We start from the raw sequence: 16,327 nt of genomic DNA, 5'->3' as shown, positions 1-16,327 counted from the left end.
CCCGCCTGTCGGTGGGCGCCGCTACTGTGCTCGATGTCGCGGCGGTGGTGACGACGGCGGCCGCGTTCACCCCACAGGCGCGGTCCTACGCGGAGCGGATGGCGATCCGGCTGGTGGACAACAGGGCGCCGGCCGCGTGGGCGTCGGCCACCGGTCCGGCGCCGTGGCCGTAGTCGCGTGGCCGTAGTCGGCTGGAGCCGCGCCTATTCGTCGATGTCGAAACGTTTGTGGCGGGAGGTGGCGCCTGCGGTGAGGCGGACGGCCGACTTAGGGACACCGTAGTGGGCGGCCAGCAGGTCGATGGCGGCCTTGTTGGCCTTGCCCTCGACGGCGGGGGCGCGGACGTAGAGGGTGAGGGTGCCGTCGGCGGCGGTCTCGACCAGCGGGCCCTTACGGCTGTTCGGTTTGATCGTCGCGCGCACCACCCTGGTCGGCACCGGAACCTCCTGTCTGCGGAGCGCTTTCGCGTCGATCGGGGCCGGCGGCCGCGGTGGGTCGGGTGCCGGCGGCGGGCGCGGGGCGGCGGCGCACCAGTCGCAGGAGCGCCCAGCCGAGCGCGCCGAGCAGCGCGAGGAAGCCGAGCCACGGCACCGCCTTGCCGAGGAACACGATCGCGTCCTGCAACCAGTCGACCAGCGAATGCCAGCCCGCCACCACGCCGTCCCAGAAGTTCGTCGGCCCGTCGTCGCGAGACCCCTTGTCGGCGGCGGTGATCGAGATGGTCAGGGTGGACAGCGCGACCTGGTCGGCGAGGCGGCGCTGCTGGGCGGTGAGGCTGTCGAGTTCGCCCTGGCGGCTGCCGAGCGCTTCCTCGGCGGCGATCAGGTCGGCGGTGGTGGTGGCGCCCGCGATGAGCGCGCGCAACCGGTCGACCGAGGCCTGCAACGCCTTGATCCTGGCGTCGAGGTCCTCCCACTGCATGGTGACGTCGTCGCGGTTGGTGCTGACCCGGGTGAGTTCGCCGATCCCGCCGAGTCCGTCGACGAAGGCGTCGGTGCGGTCGGCGGGTACGCGCACGGTGAGGGTGGCCGACGGGTCGGTGTCGTCGGTGCCGGGTTGTTCGGTGCGGCTGTCGATCCGGCCGTCGACGGCGCGCACCTGGTCGGCGACCCGGCCCGCCGCGGCGATCGGGTCGGCGGTGGTGATCTCGACGCTGCCGGTGACCACCTCCTTGCGGTCGAGCGTCGAGGTGTCGGGGGCGTTGTCGGCCGGGCTCGGCGCCTGCTCGCGCAGGCCGGGCGGGCTGATCGCGGGCGCGGCGGTGCCCATGTCGGGCCGGGCGCCGGAATCCTCGCCGTCACCGCCGCACGAGACGAGCAACACCGACCCGAGCAGGGCGACACACAGGACCGCAAGCTTCCGCATGGTCGCAGCGTAGCGGCCGGGACGGCGACGGAAGTGGATTCGGCGCGGCGCCGAGACCGTCATGCCGCCCGGCCGCCGGGGACCGGGCGTTCGGGTGCGGCCCGTTCGATCTCGCGCAGCCGCACCGGCGTCGGCGCTTCGCTGCCGAGCAGGCGGCGATACCACAGCGGCAGCGGCGGCTCGTGCGCGGCGGCCCAGGTGCGCAGGGCCGCGGCGAGCGGCGGACCGTACCCGAGGGCGACCGCGTAGCGGTCGGCGGCCGTCTCGGCGGCGCGGGAACGAGCGGCGCGCGCGAAGGGTTCGACGGCGAGCACCGCCGCCAGCAAGATCGCGGCAGGCAGCCCGACACGGTGGCCGAGCACCACCACCAGGACCGGCAGCGAGACCAGTCCGAGGACGGCGCGCACCACGGGGGCGCGGTACCCGAGCAGGTCGAACGGCCTGCCCACCAAGGCGAGCACCCGCCACAGCATCGCCGCGGGCCAGGCGCACCAGGCACCGCACAGCCGCAGCCGCGGGTCGGCGCCCGCGTGATGCCCCAGCGCCTGCGCCAGCAGAGCGGACACCTGTGCCGCGGGCAGATCGTGCAGTGCCCACGCGGTGACCGCGATCGCCGACGACGGCGCGGGCGTCGCGGTGGCCCGCGCACCGTCCTGTACCCGCAACGGATGCCGCCCCGGCACGTCCGCCGCGCGGGCGACGGGCTCCCACACGAGCGCCAGCAGCCGCGCCTCGGCGGGCTCGGGCCGGCGGTAACCGTCGAGCACAGCCGCGATCCTCGCGCGCTCCGGCGCGTACCAGGCGATCCACACCAGCACCACGCCGTACAGCAGCCAGGCGCCGCCGAGCACCAGGACCGCCCAGGACCCGAGCAGCGCGCCCGCCGTGCCGACGATCAGCAGGCTGAGCAGGATGGTCGGCAGGATCAGCACCGACGCGAGGATCACAGACACGAGGGATCATCGTACGGATCGCCGCGCCGCGCACGGCCGGAGTTCGCCGCGGCGTCAACGGAAATCGCGTGAGCGCGACCCCATGCCCAACGACAACAGCTGCAGATGCTCGGCGACCACGCTGACCGCCCCCTCCGCGTTCTGCACCCGCCCGCGCACCAGCAACGCCGAAGCGCTTTGGGCGAGTGCGCGATAGCGCGTCCACAAGCCCACCGAGCAGACCACGTTCACCATCCCGGTCTCGTCCTCCAGATTGAGGAAGGTGACGCCCGCCGCGGTGGCCGGGCGCTGCCGGTGCGTGACCGCCCCGCCCACCAGCACCCGCGAACCGTCACGCACCTCCAGCAGCCGGCCCGCCGGGATCACGCCGAGTTCGTCCATGCGGGCGCGCAGGAATTCGGTCGGATAACTGCCGGGCGAGATCCCGGTGGCCCAGACGTCGGCGGCGGCGAGTTCGAGCGCGCTCATCCCGGGCAGGGCGGGCGCGTCGGCGGCCGGGCCGGTGCCGGGCAGCAGATGCGCGCGTTCCCGCGCCGCCGCCCCCGCCGCCCACAGCGCCGCCCGCCGCCCACCGGAGCGCTCGGCGCCGGACGGGCCGGTGACACTGTCGAACGCGCCCGCCGTGGCCAACGCCTCGGCCTGCGCGACGGTCAGTTCCACGCGCCCGGTGAGGTCGAGAACCGAGGTGTAGGGGCCGTGCTCGACGCGGGCGGCGACGATGCGCTCGGCCAGCTCCGACCCGATGTGGCGCACCCCGGCCAGGCCGAGCCGGACCTCGCGCCCGCCGTTCTCCAGGGTGGCCTCGGCCAGACTGGCGTTGACGTCGGGCCCGTGCACCGGTACCCCGTGCCTGCGCGCGTCGGCCACCAGCGACTGCGGCGAATAGAACCCCATCGGCTGCGCGCGCAGCAGCCCGGCGCAGAACGCGGCCGGATGGTGCAACTTGAACCAGGCCGAATAGAAGACGAGCGCCGCGAAGCTCTGCGAATGACTTTCCGGGAAGCCGAAATTGGCGAAGGCATAGAGCTTCTCGTAGATCCGGTCGGCGACCTCGCCGGTGATGCCGTGCAACTCGGCCATCCCCCGGTAGAGGCGTTCCTTCAACCGCCGCATCCGCTCGGGCGAGCGCTTGGACCCCATCGCCCGGCGCAGCTGGTCGGCCTCGGCGGCGGTGAAGCCGGCGACGTCGACCGCCATCTGCATGAGCTGTTCCTGGAACAGCGGCACCCCGAGCGTGCGGCCGAGCGAATTCTCCAGCGCCGGATGGTCGTAGGTGACCGGCTCGGTGCCGTTGCGGCGGCGGATGTAGGGGTGCACGGAACCGCCCTGGATCGGACCCGGCCGAATCAGCGCGACCTCCACCACCAGGTCGTAGAACTCGCGCGGTCGCAGCCGGGGCAGCGTCGCCATCTGCGCCCGCGACTCCACCTGGAAGACACCGACCGAGTCGGCGCGCGAGAGCATCTCGTAGACCGCGGGTTCCTTCAGGTCGAGCTCGTGCAGCCGCACCTCGACGCCTTCGTGCTCGCGCACCAGGTCGATCATGTAGTGCAGTGCCGAGAGCATGCCCAGGCCGAGCATGTCGAACTTCACCAGCCCGACCGCGGCGCAATCGTCCTTGTCCCACTGCAGGACACTGCGCCCGGCCATGCGCGCCCACTCCACCGGGCACACGTCGGCGATGGGCCGGTCGCAGATCACCATGCCGCCGGAATGGATGCCCATGTGCCGCGGCAGGCCCTCGAGGTCGGCGGCCAGGCGCAACACCTGTTCGGGAATGTCGGTGCCGGTCTCGGCGCCGACCCCGGTCCAGCGGCTGACCTGTTTGCTCCAGGCGTCCTGCTGGCCGGGCGAGAACCCCAGTGCCTTGGCCGCGTCACGTACCGCCGACTTGCCGCGGTAGGTGATCACATTGGCCACCTGCGCGGCGTATTCCCGGCCGTACCTGGCGTAGACGTGCTGGATGGCCTCCTCCCTGCGGTCGGACTCGATGTCGATGTCGATGTCGGGGGGCCCGTCGCGTTCCGGGGACAGGAAGCGCTCGAACAGCAGCTCGTTGGCCACCGGGTCGACATTGGTGATGCCGATGGCGAAGCAGACCGCGGAGTTGGCCGCCGAACCGCGGCCCTGGCAGAGGATTCCGTTCCGCTCACAGAAGCTGACGATGTCGTGCACCACCAGGAAATAGCCGGGGAAGCCGAGGGTGGCGATCACCTCGAGCTCGTGTTCGAGCTGGCGGTAGGCGGGCGGGTTGGCGTGCGGCGGGCCGTAGCGCCGCGCCGCGCCGCGCAGTACCAGTTCGCGCAGCCAGGAGTTCTCGTCGTGACCGTCCGGCACCGCGAACGGCGGTAGCTGGGGCGCGATCAGGCGCAGGTCGAACGCGCATTCCCGGGACAGCGCAACGGCATTGGCGACCGCGTCGGGGCAGGCGGCGAACAGCCGCGCCATCTCCGCGCCGGAACGCAGGTGCGCGCCGCCGGCCGGGGCCAGCCAGCCCGCCATCTCGTCCAGGCTGCGCCGGGCGCGGATGGCGGCCAGCGCCATCGCCCGCCGCCGCTGCTCGGGACCGGCGAAATGGGCACCGGTGGTCGCCAGCACGGGCAGGCCGACCCGGTCGGCGAGGGCGATGAGCAGGGCATTGCGCTCGTCGTCCGCCGGGACGCCGTGGTGGGTGAGTTCCACACTCACCCGGTCGGCGCCGAACCGCTCGACCAGGTCGCGCAGTGCGGCCTCGGCGCGCGGCAGGCCGGTCTCGCCCGCCGCCAGGTCGTCCGCGAGTGCCGTGCGCAGATGCCCCTTGCGGCAGCCGGTCAGGATGTGCCAGTGCCCGCCGGCCGCGGCGGTGAGGGCATCGATGTCGTAGCGGAGCACGCCCTTCTCCCCCGCCGCCAGATGCGCGGCCGCGATCTCGCGGGACAACCGGCGATACCCCTCCTGCCCGCGGGCGAGCACGAGCAGGTGCGGTCCCGGCGGGTCGGGCTCGCCGGTGCGCGGCGCCGAGTCGGGAGCCGCGGCGTGCTCGAATTCCGGTGTGGCGGCGTACCGTACGGCACCGCCGCGGCCCCGCGCCGCCTTGCGGGCACTCCGCCGGGGTGCGGGCCGCGCGACGCCGAGCGACAGCTCCGCGCCGAAGACGGTGGCGATGCCCCACTCCTTGGCGGCCTCGGCGAACCGCACGGTGCCGTAGAAGCCGTCGTGGTCGGTGAGGGCGATGGCCTCCAGCCCCAGCCGCACGGCCTCCTCCACCAGTTCCTCCGGCTGGCTCGCACCGTCGAGGAAGCTGTAGGCCGAATGCGCGTGCAGCTCGGCGTAGGGCACCGTCGGGCGGTCGACGGGTCGGATCGGCTCGGCCAGGTAGGGCTCGCGCTTGCGGGACCAGGCCGGGCTGTCGCCGCCGTCGCCGGGGTACATGGCTTCCGGGTCCGTCCGGCCGGGACGACCCGAGAGCACCCGTTCCAGCTCCGACCACGAGGGCGGCCCGGTACCCCAGCCCATGCGCCTACTCCCGGCGCAGACGTTCGGTCGAGCCTGCCGCGATCGCCGCGGCCACCCGGTCGAGACCGGACCGGATCAGTTCGCCGTAGGCGTCCTCGGCGAGGATGCGCAGGTGCCCGCGGGCGATGGCCAGCTGCATGCGGGCGGCGTCGAAATCACCGACGCGGCGATGGCTGTCGGCCAGGTTCAGATACAGCGAGGGCAGGAAGCAGCGCATGCCCTCGTCCAGCGCGACGCCGGGACCGAACACCGCGCCCAACGCACGCTGATCCCAGGCCAGCGCCTCCTGGTCGTCGTCCTGGAGGACGGCGAGGTGATGGGCGACCACGCAGCGTTGGAGCGGGGCGGCGGACGGGTCGAGCTCGTCCCACAGCGCCCCGAGCGCCTTGCGGGCCGCCTCCGGGTTGTCGCTGCCGAGCCGCACCGCGGCAAAGATGTCCGCCATCCGATCGTCCGCCATGCGCACGAGTATCGCACATATGTTCGATGGAGAACTAACTTACTTTGGAGTAAGTTCAAGCCCATCCGGCGCCCACTCCGGCGCCGCTTCGGCATCGAGGAGCGATCAATGGCCCCAGCCTCCGACCACGGGCGCGATCTCACCGGCAAGCACGTCCTCATCACCGGCGCCTCCTCCGGCATCGGGCGCGCGGCGGCGGTGGCCGTCGCGCGCAAGGGCGCCACCGTGTTCCTGCTGGCCCGCCGCGGCGAGGAACTCACCGCCGTGGTCGAGGAGATCCGGGCGGCGGGCGGGCAGGCCCACGGCTACCAGTGCGACATCACCGAATCCGAGTCCGTCGACCACACGATCAAGGCCATCCTCGACGAGCACGACCACGTCGACATGCTGGTGAACAACGCGGGCCGCAGCATCCGCCGCGCCATCCACCGCTCCACCGACCGGCTGCACGACTACGAACGCACGATGGCGGTCAACTACTTCGGCGCGCTGCGGGTGACCTTCGCGTTGCTGCCGCAGATGCGGGCCCGCAAGTCCGGCCACATCGTGCAGATCAGCAGCGCGGGCGTGCAGGCCGCCACGCCCCGGTTCTCGGCGTATCTGGCGAGCAAGGCCGCGCTCGACAAGTTCACCGAGGTGGCGGCGGTGGAGACGATGGCCGACGGGGTCACCTTCACCACCATCCACATGCCGCTGGTGCGCACGCCGATGATCGCCCCGAGCGGTCGGCAGGGCCGCGCCGAATCGCCGGAATGGGCGGCCGCGCTCATCGTGCGCGCGCTCGTCGAGCGCCCCAAGCGCATCGACGTGCCGCTCGGCACGATCGCCGAGTTCGGCGCGCTGTTCACCCCGAAGTTCCGCGACCGCGTGCTGCACCGCTACTACCGGGCACTGCCGGACTCCCCCGCGGCCAAGGGGGAGATCAGCGATTCGGACAGCGCGGGCGCGAACGGTGCGCACCTACCCGCACCGTCCCCGCGACCGGCACCTTCCGGCCCGTCGACCGCCCGCCGCCTCACCGGGACCGCCCTGCGCCGAGCCGCACGACTGGTGCCGGGGGTCTATTGGTAGGCGGTTCGCGGAGCGCCCACGGCGGGCGCGAGTGAGACCAGGGGGCCGGGGCACCGCGACAGCGCGGTACCCGGTTGGCGGGTGGTACCCGGGTGGTTCGGCGCGGGCGGCGAGGGGTCGCGGCGACGGCCACCCGGGTACGGTCCCGACCTTCGAGCGGCATCGGAACCGTCGTGCCGGACCTGACGCGAGCGGGCGTGCGCCCGGCTACCGTGGAGGGGTCCGTCGCCCGCTACCCGTTGGAGGCGTCTTGCGGTTCCTCGCCCGCGCACTGGCCGCCGTGATCGCGCTCGTCTGCGGCCTGGTCCCGCTGCTGCCCGCCGCGGTGGCCGCGCCGGGCGTGGCGGTCGACGAGGTCACCGCCCGCCGGATCGACGAACTGCTCGCCGTGCGCGCGGCATCGGCCGGGTTGCCGACGGGTGAGCTGCTCGAGGCGCTGTCACGGCCGTTGCTCGGCACCCCGTACGGGGCGAACATGCTGATCGGCTCGGCCGGCGAACCCGAGCAGTTGGTCGTCGACCTGCGCCGGGTGGACTGCTTCACCTTCCTGGACTACGTGGCGGCCCTCAGCCGGTCCGGCGACCGCGACGACTTCGTGCGGCACCTGATCGAGACCCGCTACGCCGGCGGACAGGTCGACTTCGCCCACCGCAAGCACTTCTTCACCGACTGGGCGCACGTCGACCGGATCGCCGCCACCGACATCACCGCGAGCCTGAGCCCCGCCACGGTCACCGTCACCAAGCACCTCAACGCCAAGGCCGACGGCAGTGCCTACCTGCCCGGCCTGCCCGTCGTCGACCGCACCCTCGGCTTCATCCCGGCCAGCGCCGTGGACGCCGCCGTCCTGGCCGGGCTGCGCACGGGCGACTTCCTCGGCGCCTACGCCGATGCCCCCGGCCTCGACGTCACCCACGTCGGCCTCGTCGTGCAGACCCCCGACGGCCCCGTCTTCCGCAACGCCTCCTCGGTCCCCGGCGTCGACCGGGTCGTGGACACCCCGCTGACCGACTACCTGCGCACGGTCCCGGGCATCGTCGTCCTGCGCCCGAACTGACCCGCCCGAGCCGGGGTGCCGTGCACCCGAACTGCCGTCGTGGGGCCCGGTGACTCGGCCCTCGGCCCGACAGCGCAGGGCTCATCCGCTCCGACCCGGCCGGTCGGCCGAGTGGATCGCCGGGCATCGTGGCGGTGGCGGCGCGAGGAAGGCCCGACCGGGACCCCGGTCAGCGCGCCGGACGCCAGCCCGCCTCGGCGCAGGCCGCGTGCAGTGGGTCGAGGCCGAACGCGTCGACCGGGCCGAGGGCGCCCGTGCCCGAGACGCCGTCGTCGCGCACGGTGTCGGCCGCCCACGCCATGATCCGCGCGGTGAAGTCGTAGGGGTCGCCGCCGGCGAGCGTCACGGTCGCGCGGGGCAGGCCCGCGGCGTCGAAGGTCCGGGCGGTCACCCAGGACCGGGTGCGGGCTCTGGACGCGGCGTCGGGCCCGCCCGTGGAGCCGCGCACGAGCGCGGTCACCCCCGCCCGCAGCCCCCGCTCGAGCGGCGGGAGGTGACCTAGCGCCGCGGTCAGCACCGAGGTCGCCTGCATACCGCGTCCGGCGAGTTCCGGAACGCCGAGGAAGACATCGATCTCACGCAGGTTCGGGTAGGAGCGCGGCAGGGCGAGCTGTTCCGAGGCGGGGATCGACACACCCGCGCGGGTCGCGCCCGCCACGTCGAAGCGACGCAGCCGGGCACCGGCGCGTTCGTCGACGAGCGCGCCGCCGCGCAACGCGAAGCCGGATTCGAACAGCATCCCCGCGATGGAGGCGCGGGTGCCACCGCTGGTGCCGGGCCGGTCGATGAAGTAGCCGACCTCGACACGCGCCGCGTCGGGCGCCTCGCGCAGCGCCAGTCCGGCGGCCAGGTTGCCGGGCACGTAATCGAAGCCGAACGCGCTCAGCAGCACCGACCCCGTGGCCACCGCCCGATCGTGCCGCTCGAACACGCTCCGGATGAACGGGCCTTCCCCGGTGGAGTCGATGTAGTGCGCCCCGGCGTCGATCGCGGCGTCCAGCGCGGGACGGCCGTGGCGCAGGAACGGGCCCACCGTGGTCACCAGGACATCGCCGCGCCCCAGCAGCGCCCGCACCGAGGCGGGGTCGCCCACGTCGGCGACCGCGGTCGGTGCCCCGCCGAGTTCGGCGGCGAGCGCGGCCAGGGCGGCGGCGTCCCGCCCGGCCAGCACGGGTGTGGCGCCGCGGGCGACCAGCTCGGCGGCGGTCAGACGGCCGGTATAACCGGTCGCCCCGAACAGCACGATCTTCGACATCGGGCACACCTGTTTCTGCTCGTCGGTCCGATGGTCACGATCAAAGCACGAGTGGACCCGGTCAGCCGAGGACGAGACGGGGCTCGGGCAGGTAGGTGCGGGCCTGCGAGCGGACACTGCCCCAGACGGCGAACCCGATCAGGGGTGTGTTGTCCGGGATGTGGAGGCGCCGCGCGGCCAGGTCGACGACGGCGGGGACGATGACCGAACCGTAGCTGAGGGACCGGTTCTTCAACGCCCGCAGCGCCTCCGGGTGAACGCGGTGCGAGACCAGCGCGGCCACCCCGAAGGCACCACCCTTGACGACGAAGGCGCTGCGCCTGCGCAGAGACTGCGCGAATTCGTCCACCCGGCAGGGGAAGTCGGTGACGGCAGCGGGGGTGATCTCCGCGACGCCCGCCGCGCACACCGCCAGCTCGATCGGATTCAACTCGGTGGCCACGGCCATCCCGACCCCGAGCAGGCTCCACACCGGACCGATCCAGTTCCGGCCGACCTGCAACCGGCCCATCGCCATCTGGTGGGCGACGGCCGCCAGATACCGCTCCACCTCGTCCTGCATCGGATCGACGGCCTGTCCCGGAACCGCGACGGAAGCCCCGTCGGTGGGCGGGTGCGGGGGCACCGAGAGAACCGGATGCGCCGGGGCGCCAGGCTGTCCCGTCACGACGACGGGATGCGGCATGTGCGCGGGACCCGGCGCGGCAGGATGCGCCTGCGTGGCTGCGGCATCGGGTACTCCCGGATGCCCGTGCGGGACAGCGGGATGCGGCGCGACCGCGGGGGGCGGCCCGGAGACACCGTGCCGCTGCCCCGGCGGCGCGGGAGCGTGCGGCGGAACCGGATGCGCCGGACCGGCCCACCGATGCGCCGGAGCACCCGACGGCGACATCGGAGCTCCGGGGTGTGCGGCGGGATGCGGCGGATATCCCTGCGGCGGTGCGGGATTCACCGGTCCGCTGCCCGGCGGCGCGGGGACGGGACCGGACGCGTACCCCGGTCCTGGCATCGGCGCGGGTGGCGGTGCGGCGGGGTGCACAGCCGCACCCCCACCGGTGCCCCCGTCCGGCGGTGTCGGACTCTTCCCCCACGGCGTCGACATGCGTTCCCTCCCTACTCACTTCGACCCTGCCCGTTCGCCCCTGCCCCGATCGAGCAGCCCCGGCGGCGGCACGGCGACCAGCTGCCGAATGAAGCCCTCGGCGCTGCCCCGTCCGACACGCGACCCTACCGCTCCGGGCACATCGCCCACGAGGGCACCGCATCGACCGGGCCCGACCAGGCGGACATCACTGCGGTCGGTGCGGCCCGTCCGCCTCCTCGACGGTGTCGGCGACGACGGCGGTGACCGGTTTGGCCGCGGCACCGCAACTGGCCTGGCGCGGCGCGAGTCCCACCGTCCGGGTGCGCACCACCCAGCGGCGGCCGTCGCGGTGCGCCACCTCGGCGGTGCCCGGGTCGGCGGGCGCGACGGTGAGGTCATCGATACCCGCGACGATCCGTTCCCGCACCGCGAGTTCGGCGACCTGCTCGACGGGCGGGTAGCAGCTGCGGCCGCGCAGACCCGGCAGCGAGACGGCCCCGCGGTCGGCGGCGAGCACGGCGGCGACCGCGGTGTCGGCGTCCACCCGGCCGTAGGTCAGCCCGGCGGGCAGCAGCACCATCGCGGGCGCGAACCGGTGCCCGCCGGTGTGCGAGCACTCCCACACCCGGCCCGGAAACGCGGCGGCCAGGCTCGCGGCGATCGGGCGCCCGAGCAGGGCGCAGCACCGGTCTCGTTTGCCGTGCGCGCACACCAGCACCGGCGGGTCGGCGACCGGTTCGCCGAGGCCGGGCGGCGGCCCGGCGAGCAGGCCGAGATCGATGTCGAGCAGCTGGTCCAGGTCGTCGATCAGCAGCCGCTCGCACCAGGAGCCCTGCGGGCGCGAGGCCGCCAGCAGCACGGTGCGGGCGCCGGTGAACTCGGTGCGGCCCGGTCTGCGGATCAGGGTGGGGCGCACGCGCGCGGCGGCGGTGCGGGCGGCGAGTTCGGTGCTGATCCGCGGGCCGAGCACCTGGTCGCCGAGCACGTCGCGGCCCCACGCGCCGGGGTGTTCGACACAGAGCCAGCCGTCGACCCGGGTGGCGGTGCCCGCCAGCGGCACGTCCACGGCGGCCGCCGAGCACGGCATGCCCGCGAATCCGGTCATGCCGTCAGGAACGGCAACACGGCCGCCTCGAACTCCCGGTAGCGGTCGCGGTGGATGCTGTGACCGCAGGTGAAGGCGGTGACCGTGCAGTCGGCCACGGCCGCGGTCAGGACCGCCAGCTTCTCCGGGTCCACCATGCCGCCGGGTCCACCGCGCAGCACCAGGGTGGGCGCGGTGATCTCGCTCAGCCGCTCCCACCACTGCGGGTTCGGCTTGCGGAACTGTTCGAGGGCGACGCGGGTCATCGACCGGTCGAAGGCCCACACCGCGCGCGGATGCCGCACCAGGCTGGAGGCGGCGTGCCACAGTTCGGGCACGGTGGGGAAACGGCGGGTCAGGCTCAGTTCCTCGTCGCCGGACCGCAACGGCAGCGGGCATTCCTCGATCACCAGCTTGCGCACCAGCGCGGGCCGCTCCTGCGCGACGCAGGAGACGGCGTAGCCGCCCAACGAATGACCGACCAGGTCGACACCGTCGAGCCCGAGGTGCTCGCACAGGCGGAGCAGGTCGGCGCCGAACTCGTCGAATCCGTAGGTGGCGGCCCGGGAGCTGCGGCCGTGGCCGCGCAGATCGGGCACGATCACCCGGCGGCCGTCGCGCAGCAGGCGGCGCGCGAACCGGTCCCAGGTGTGGCCGTCGCCGCCCATGCCGTGCACCAGCAGCACGGGCACGCCGTCGGCCGGACCCGAGTCGCGGTAGGCGATGCGCACGCCGTGGGACGACAGGTGGGCAAACGTCGAGTTCACGAGGGGAGTCTACGAGGACGCGGTGCCCGCTAGCCGTACACCCCTTCGGCCTCCCAGACCCCGTCCCGGTAGCCGAGCAGCAGCACCCGGTCCTGGGAGTCGGTGATGCGGACCTGGGCGCGAGCGGCGAGCGCCGCCGAACCGCCGGGCGCCCACCAGTGCTCGTCCACCGGCCACGGCCCGGCCCACCCGGTCAACCGCCAGCTGCGCGACTCCCAGTGCAGGTGGACCGGGTCGGCGGTGAACAGCCCGCGCGGGGTGATCTCCACGGGTGCGCCGTCGGCGGCGAGCAACCGCACCTGCGGGCGGGGTGTCAGCAGGACCGCGGGTGCGGGCTCGGGCAGCCGGCCCGGCCACGGTTGGTCGGGATCGGCCGCGGGCACGCGTTCGTCACCGAGCACCACCAGGGTGACGCGTTCGGAGGGCCCGCGCCCGCCACTGAGCACCCCGACCCGGACCGCCTCACCGCCGAGCAGCCCCTGCACCCGGACCAGGGCGCGCCGCGCCCGCTCGTCCTCCTCGCCGACCCCGCCCCACAGCCCCAGCTGCAACGCACCCGCGCGCACCACCTCCACCGGTTCCAGGCGCAGCAGCGTGACGGGCGCGCTCGGGCGGTCGCCGCGGGTCAGCCAGCCGTCGAGCTGCCAGCGCACCCGGTCGGCGGTGTCGGCCGGGGTCAGCGGCTGCGCGCACCGCCAGGTGCGCGAGAGCTGTTCGCCCGCTTCGGTTTCGGCGTGCACGGCGAGCCGGGTGCAGGCCAGCGACGCCGCCGCCAGCGCGCCGTGCAACTCGGTGGCGAGCAGCCTGCCCGCGAAGGCGGCCGCGTCCACCCGGTCGATCGGCGGATCGCAGCGATGCTCGACGACCAGGTCGGGCGCGGGCCTGCGCGCCGAGGGCGGCCGTTCCGGGAGGGCACGCGCGCTGCGGTGCGCCAGCACGGCATCGGTGCCGAAACGCGAGCCCACTTCGGCCGGGCGCAGCGCCGCGAAGTCGCCCACCCGGCGCAGGCCGAGCCGGTGCAGCAGATCGACCAGGTCGGCGCGTTCGGGCGCGGCCAGGCTCGGCTCGACGGCCAGCTCGGCCACCGGCAGCGGCGCGAGGAAATCCGCCCCCGCGCCGGGTGCGACGACGGCGCCGTGCCTGGCCGCGATCACCGCGGTGAACACCTCGTCGGCGATGCCGACCTGCGCCTCGACGCCGACCGCGGCGACCGCGTCGACGAGCCGTTCGGCGGCGGCCTCCTCCGAGCCGAAGAACCGGGCCGCGCCGCGGGCCCCGAGCACGAGCAGCCCGGGGCGCAGCACCTCCACGCCGGGCACGGTCGCGTCGACCGCGGCGACCACCGGCTCGAACAGCCGCGCGTCGCGGTCCGGATCGGCCTGCGCCAGATGCAGCTCGGGGCAGCGCGCCTGCGCCTCCCGGCGGCGCAGGCCGCGGCGCACCCCCGCGACCCGCGCGGTCGCCGAGCACGCCGTGACGCGGTTGGCCGACAGCACCGCCACCGGCCGGGTGGGCGGCACCTCCGCCACCGCCGCCGCGGCGACCGCGGGCCAGTCCCGGCACCACACCGCCAGCACCCGGCTCGCCCGCGCCGCGGCCGGGGTCACGACGCGGCCTCCCCCGCCACCGGAAGATCGCTCACCGTGTGCCCGGTGTCCACGTCGAACCAGGCCACCCGCCCACCGTGCGGACGCAGTTCGATGCGTCCGCGCCGCGGCGGTCCCGCCCGGTGCGCGGCGGTGACGTCGAGGCAGAACGAGCGCAGCCGCCCGTAGCCCGCGCCGAGACCGGTGTAGCCGGCGATCCTGGCGTCCATCCGCAGGGTGGCGTCGGGCCAGCGGCCGTCGGTGACCACCAGGGTGGCGCCCTTGTTGCGGGCGCGGGCGGCGATCACCCGGGCGCGCGCGGGCGGTACGGCGGCGCCGCGCAGGCCGAGCACGACCAGGTCGAGTCCGTCCAGCAGCACCGCGGCCACCTCGACCGGATCGGGCCCCGGATCCGGGATGACGGCCAGCCTGCCCAGGTCGGCGCCCATTTCGGCGGCGGCGAGCAGCCCGAAACCGGGGACGCCGACCACCGCGGCGTGCCCACCGGGCTCGGTGACCGCGGCCAGCAACCCGGCCAGCAGCGAACGCGCCCCGGCGTAGGAGACCACCGTGCCCTTGCCGAGCCCGCCGTCGGGCAGCAGCCCGGCCAGCGCGGGCGGCACCGGCAGCGGTTCGCGCCGCAACCGCGGCGCCACCGGGCTGCGAGCCGCCGCGGACTCGCCCCGGCCGGGAATCGCCGCCATCCTGCGCCGCAGTTCGGCCAGCTTCTGTTGTCTTTCCGTCTCCCCCACCCGCGCGTCCGAACCCATCACAACCACCTACTTCCCAGATGGACTCCGAGGCGAAGCGAGCGCCAGCACCGATTCAGCTATCGATCGCTATCGAATATACGTTCGATAGTCGGCGAACAGAAGCCCACCCCGGGGATCGGCAGGCGGGGCCGCGCGGTACCCTCACCGCCACCGTCCGGCCCGCGCCGGGCCGATCGTCCGAGGGCGGTGCCGCTGGTCTCGAATCAGGTCCCCTACCACCGAATTCGGATACTCTGCACACCATGATCGATCGCGCCCGTCCCATCGTCGGCCCCGACTATCTGGTCGCGGGTCGCTACCGCCTGCAGTCGAAGCTGGGCGGCGGCGGCATGGGCGCGGTGTGGCTGGCGCACGACCGGTTGCTCGATCGCGACGTGGCCATCAAACAGGTGCTCTCCACCGCCGGGCTGCCCGAGGCGGAGGCCGCCAGGATCCGCGAGCAGATCATGCACGAGGGCCGGGTCGCGGCCAAGCTCTCGCACGAGCACGCCATCGCCGTCTACGACGTGGTACTCGAGGCGGGCGAGCCCTGGCTGGTGATGGAGCATCTGCCCTCACGCAGCGTCGCGCGTGCGCTCGGCCTGGTCGACACGCTGCCGGTACTCGAGGTGGCCCAGATCGGCGCCCAGGTGGCCGACGCGCTCGCGGCCGCGCACGCGGTGGGCATCGTGCACCGCGACATCAAGCCCGGCAACATCCTCGTCGCCGACCGCGGGCCCCGGGTCGGCTTCGCCAAGCTCAGCGACTTCGGCATCTCCCGCGGCGCGGGCGAGACATCCGACGAGCCGGACGGCATCATCACCGGCACCCCCGCCTACCTGCCGCCCGAGGTGGCCCGCGGCGCGCAGCCCACCGCGGCCAGCGACGTGTTCTCCCTCGGCGCCACCCTCTACACCGCGATCGAGGGTCAGCCGCCGTTCGGCATGGACGACGACAGCGACGCCGTCGTACAGCGGGCCGCGATGGCCCAGATCATCCCGCCCTCGCGCAGCGGCGTGCTCACCGACGCGCTGCTGCACATGATGGAGCCCGCCCCGCAGCGCAGGCCGACGATGGCCGAGGCGCGCGACGAAATCCTCACCGCCGCATTCGGTCCCGGCACCGCCTCCTACATCCTCGGCGCGCCGGTACGCACCGAGGACGGCACCATCCCGTCCTGGGCGACCCGCAACGGAGCCATCGGCCTGCGCAGCCCGCACTCGGCCCCGCTCCCCCGCCCGCATCGCGGCGCGTCGGCGGCGAACGCGCCCGCCGCCCAGCGAGCCAGGGTGGCCGCGCCGCGGCAGACCAACGCCGCGCTGGCGGTGACCATCGGGCTGCTGATCGGGTTGATCATCATCATCGGCGTCATCGTCGTGGCGATGTAGCGCCGCCGGC

At 74.2% G+C, this 16,327-nt stretch carries 14 protein-coding genes and 1 pseudogene; 4 read left to right on the top strand and 11 right to left on the bottom strand.

Annotated elements, in window-relative coordinates:
• Nucleotides 1-11: 11 nt before the first annotated feature.
• Nucleotides 12-173, top strand: a complete 162-nt coding sequence (locus CRM89_RS31175) for a hypothetical protein (protein ID WP_172964578.1) — start codon at nucleotides 12-14, stop codon at nucleotides 171-173.
• A gap of 30 nt (nucleotides 174-203) precedes the next feature.
• Here CRM89_RS31175 and CRM89_RS26635 read toward each other — a convergent pair whose 3' ends face one another.
• The 5 genes from CRM89_RS26635 to CRM89_RS26615 are packed head-to-tail and all read right to left on the bottom strand — an operon-like array spanning nucleotide 204 to nucleotide 6,273.
• A complete protein-coding gene (locus CRM89_RS26635) occupies nucleotides 204-437 on the bottom strand; it encodes a DUF167 domain-containing protein (protein WP_086840244.1) in 234 nt (77 codons plus the stop codon).
• Nucleotides 391-1,365 carry a DUF4349 domain-containing protein gene (locus CRM89_RS26630; RefSeq protein WP_228822100.1) on the bottom strand — a complete coding sequence of 325 codons (975 nt, stop codon included), beginning with the start codon at nucleotides 1,363-1,365 and terminating at the stop codon, nucleotides 391-393. The genes CRM89_RS26635 and CRM89_RS26630 overlap by 47 nt, the downstream gene beginning before the upstream one ends.
• Before the next feature lie 59 nt (nucleotides 1,366-1,424).
• On the bottom strand, nucleotides 1,425-2,318 hold the full coding sequence (locus tag CRM89_RS26625) for a M48 family metalloprotease (protein ID WP_107646881.1): 894 nt from the start codon (nucleotides 2,316-2,318) through the stop codon (nucleotides 1,425-1,427).
• Between the two features lie 54 nt (nucleotides 2,319-2,372).
• Nucleotides 2,373-5,813, bottom strand: a complete 3,441-nt coding sequence (locus tag CRM89_RS26620) for an error-prone DNA polymerase (protein WP_107646880.1) — start codon at nucleotides 5,811-5,813, stop codon at nucleotides 2,373-2,375.
• A gap of 4 nt (nucleotides 5,814-5,817) precedes the next feature.
• Nucleotides 5,818-6,273 carry a hypothetical protein gene (locus tag CRM89_RS26615; protein ID WP_041559861.1) on the bottom strand — a complete coding sequence of 152 codons (456 nt, stop codon included), beginning with the start codon at nucleotides 6,271-6,273 and terminating at the stop codon, nucleotides 5,818-5,820.
• A gap of 138 nt (nucleotides 6,274-6,411) precedes the next feature.
• On the opposite strand from CRM89_RS26615, the pseudogene CRM89_RS26610 reads away from it, so the two are divergent.
• Together CRM89_RS26610 and CRM89_RS26605 are read left to right on the top strand one after the other, a co-directional pair.
• A pseudogene (locus CRM89_RS26610) lies at nucleotides 6,412-7,344 on the top strand (SDR family NAD(P)-dependent oxidoreductase); the annotation flags it as partial.
• Between the two features lie 250 nt (nucleotides 7,345-7,594).
• Complete coding sequence (locus CRM89_RS26605; protein ID WP_098086588.1) at nucleotides 7,595-8,401, top strand: DUF1460 domain-containing protein; 807 nt, start codon at nucleotides 7,595-7,597, stop codon at nucleotides 8,399-8,401.
• Nucleotides 8,402-8,570: 169 nt separating this feature from the next.
• On the opposite strand, the gene CRM89_RS26600 is transcribed toward CRM89_RS26605, so the two are convergent.
• From CRM89_RS26600 to CRM89_RS26575, 6 genes are all read right to left on the bottom strand, one after another.
• Nucleotides 8,571-9,656, bottom strand: coding sequence for a trans-acting enoyl reductase family protein (locus CRM89_RS26600; RefSeq protein WP_098086587.1), 1,086 nt, complete (start codon nucleotides 9,654-9,656; stop codon nucleotides 8,571-8,573).
• A 61-nt stretch (nucleotides 9,657-9,717) separates the two neighbouring features.
• Nucleotides 9,718-10,323: a hypothetical protein gene (locus tag CRM89_RS26595; protein ID WP_127516324.1), complete on the bottom strand. Its 606-nt coding sequence runs from the start codon at nucleotides 10,321-10,323 to the stop codon at nucleotides 9,718-9,720.
• A gap of 622 nt (nucleotides 10,324-10,945) precedes the next feature.
• The gene (locus tag CRM89_RS26590) at nucleotides 10,946-11,845 is read right to left on the bottom strand and encodes a sucrase ferredoxin (RefSeq protein ID WP_228822099.1); all 900 of its coding nucleotides are present in this window, start codon (nucleotides 11,843-11,845) and stop codon (nucleotides 10,946-10,948) included.
• Nucleotides 11,842-12,591, bottom strand: coding sequence for an alpha/beta fold hydrolase (locus CRM89_RS26585; RefSeq protein WP_098086586.1), 750 nt, complete (start codon nucleotides 12,589-12,591; stop codon nucleotides 11,842-11,844). The genes CRM89_RS26590 and CRM89_RS26585 overlap by 4 nt, the downstream gene beginning before the upstream one ends.
• A 29-nt stretch (nucleotides 12,592-12,620) precedes the next feature.
• Nucleotides 12,621-14,198 (bottom strand): DNA polymerase Y family protein, encoded by a 1,578-nt coding sequence (locus CRM89_RS26580; RefSeq protein ID WP_098086585.1) that lies wholly within the window; start codon nucleotides 14,196-14,198, stop codon nucleotides 12,621-12,623.
• The gene (locus CRM89_RS26575) at nucleotides 14,195-14,947 is read right to left on the bottom strand and encodes a hypothetical protein (protein ID WP_041559859.1); all 753 of its coding nucleotides are present in this window, start codon (nucleotides 14,945-14,947) and stop codon (nucleotides 14,195-14,197) included. The genes CRM89_RS26580 and CRM89_RS26575 overlap by 4 nt, the downstream gene beginning before the upstream one ends.
• A gap of 245 nt (nucleotides 14,948-15,192) precedes the next feature.
• Between CRM89_RS26575 and CRM89_RS26570 the strand changes: the two genes are divergently transcribed.
• Nucleotides 15,193-16,317, top strand: coding sequence for a serine/threonine-protein kinase (locus CRM89_RS26570; RefSeq protein ID WP_011207434.1), 1,125 nt, complete (start codon nucleotides 15,193-15,195; stop codon nucleotides 16,315-16,317).
• Nucleotides 16,318-16,327 lie beyond the last annotated feature (10 nt).

Source organism: Nocardia sp. FDAARGOS_372, from assembly GCF_002554515.1.
GTDB classification, from domain to species: Bacteria; Actinomycetota; Actinomycetes; order Mycobacteriales; family Mycobacteriaceae; genus Nocardia; species Nocardia farcinica.
Note: the sequence above shows the minus strand (reverse complement) of the source record. Positions and strands in the feature narration are given on the sequence as shown.

Coding starts and splice junctions, on each gene's coding strand:
- CRM89_RS26630 (WP_228822100.1), bottom strand. CDS start 1,365: ATGCGGAAGCTTGCGGTCCTGTGTGTCGCCCTGCTCGGGTCGGTGTTG.
- CRM89_RS26620 (WP_107646880.1), bottom strand. CDS start 5,813: ATGGGCTGGGGTACCGGGCCGCCCTCGTGGTCGGAGCTGGAACGGGTG.
- CRM89_RS26615 (WP_041559861.1), bottom strand. CDS start 6,273: ATGGCGGACGATCGGATGGCGGACATCTTTGCCGCGGTGCGGCTCGGC.
- CRM89_RS26600 (WP_098086587.1), bottom strand. CDS start 9,656: ATGTCGAAGATCGTGCTGTTCGGGGCGACCGGTTATACCGGCCGTCTG.
- CRM89_RS26590 (WP_228822099.1), bottom strand. CDS start 11,845: ATGACCGGATTCGCGGGCATGCCGTGCTCGGCGGCCGCCGTGGACGTG.
- CRM89_RS26575 (WP_041559859.1), bottom strand. CDS start 14,947: ATGGGTTCGGACGCGCGGGTGGGGGAGACGGAAAGACAACAGAAGCTG.
- CRM89_RS26570 (WP_011207434.1), top strand. CDS start 15,193: ATGATCGATCGCGCCCGTCCCATCGTCGGCCCCGACTATCTGGTCGCG.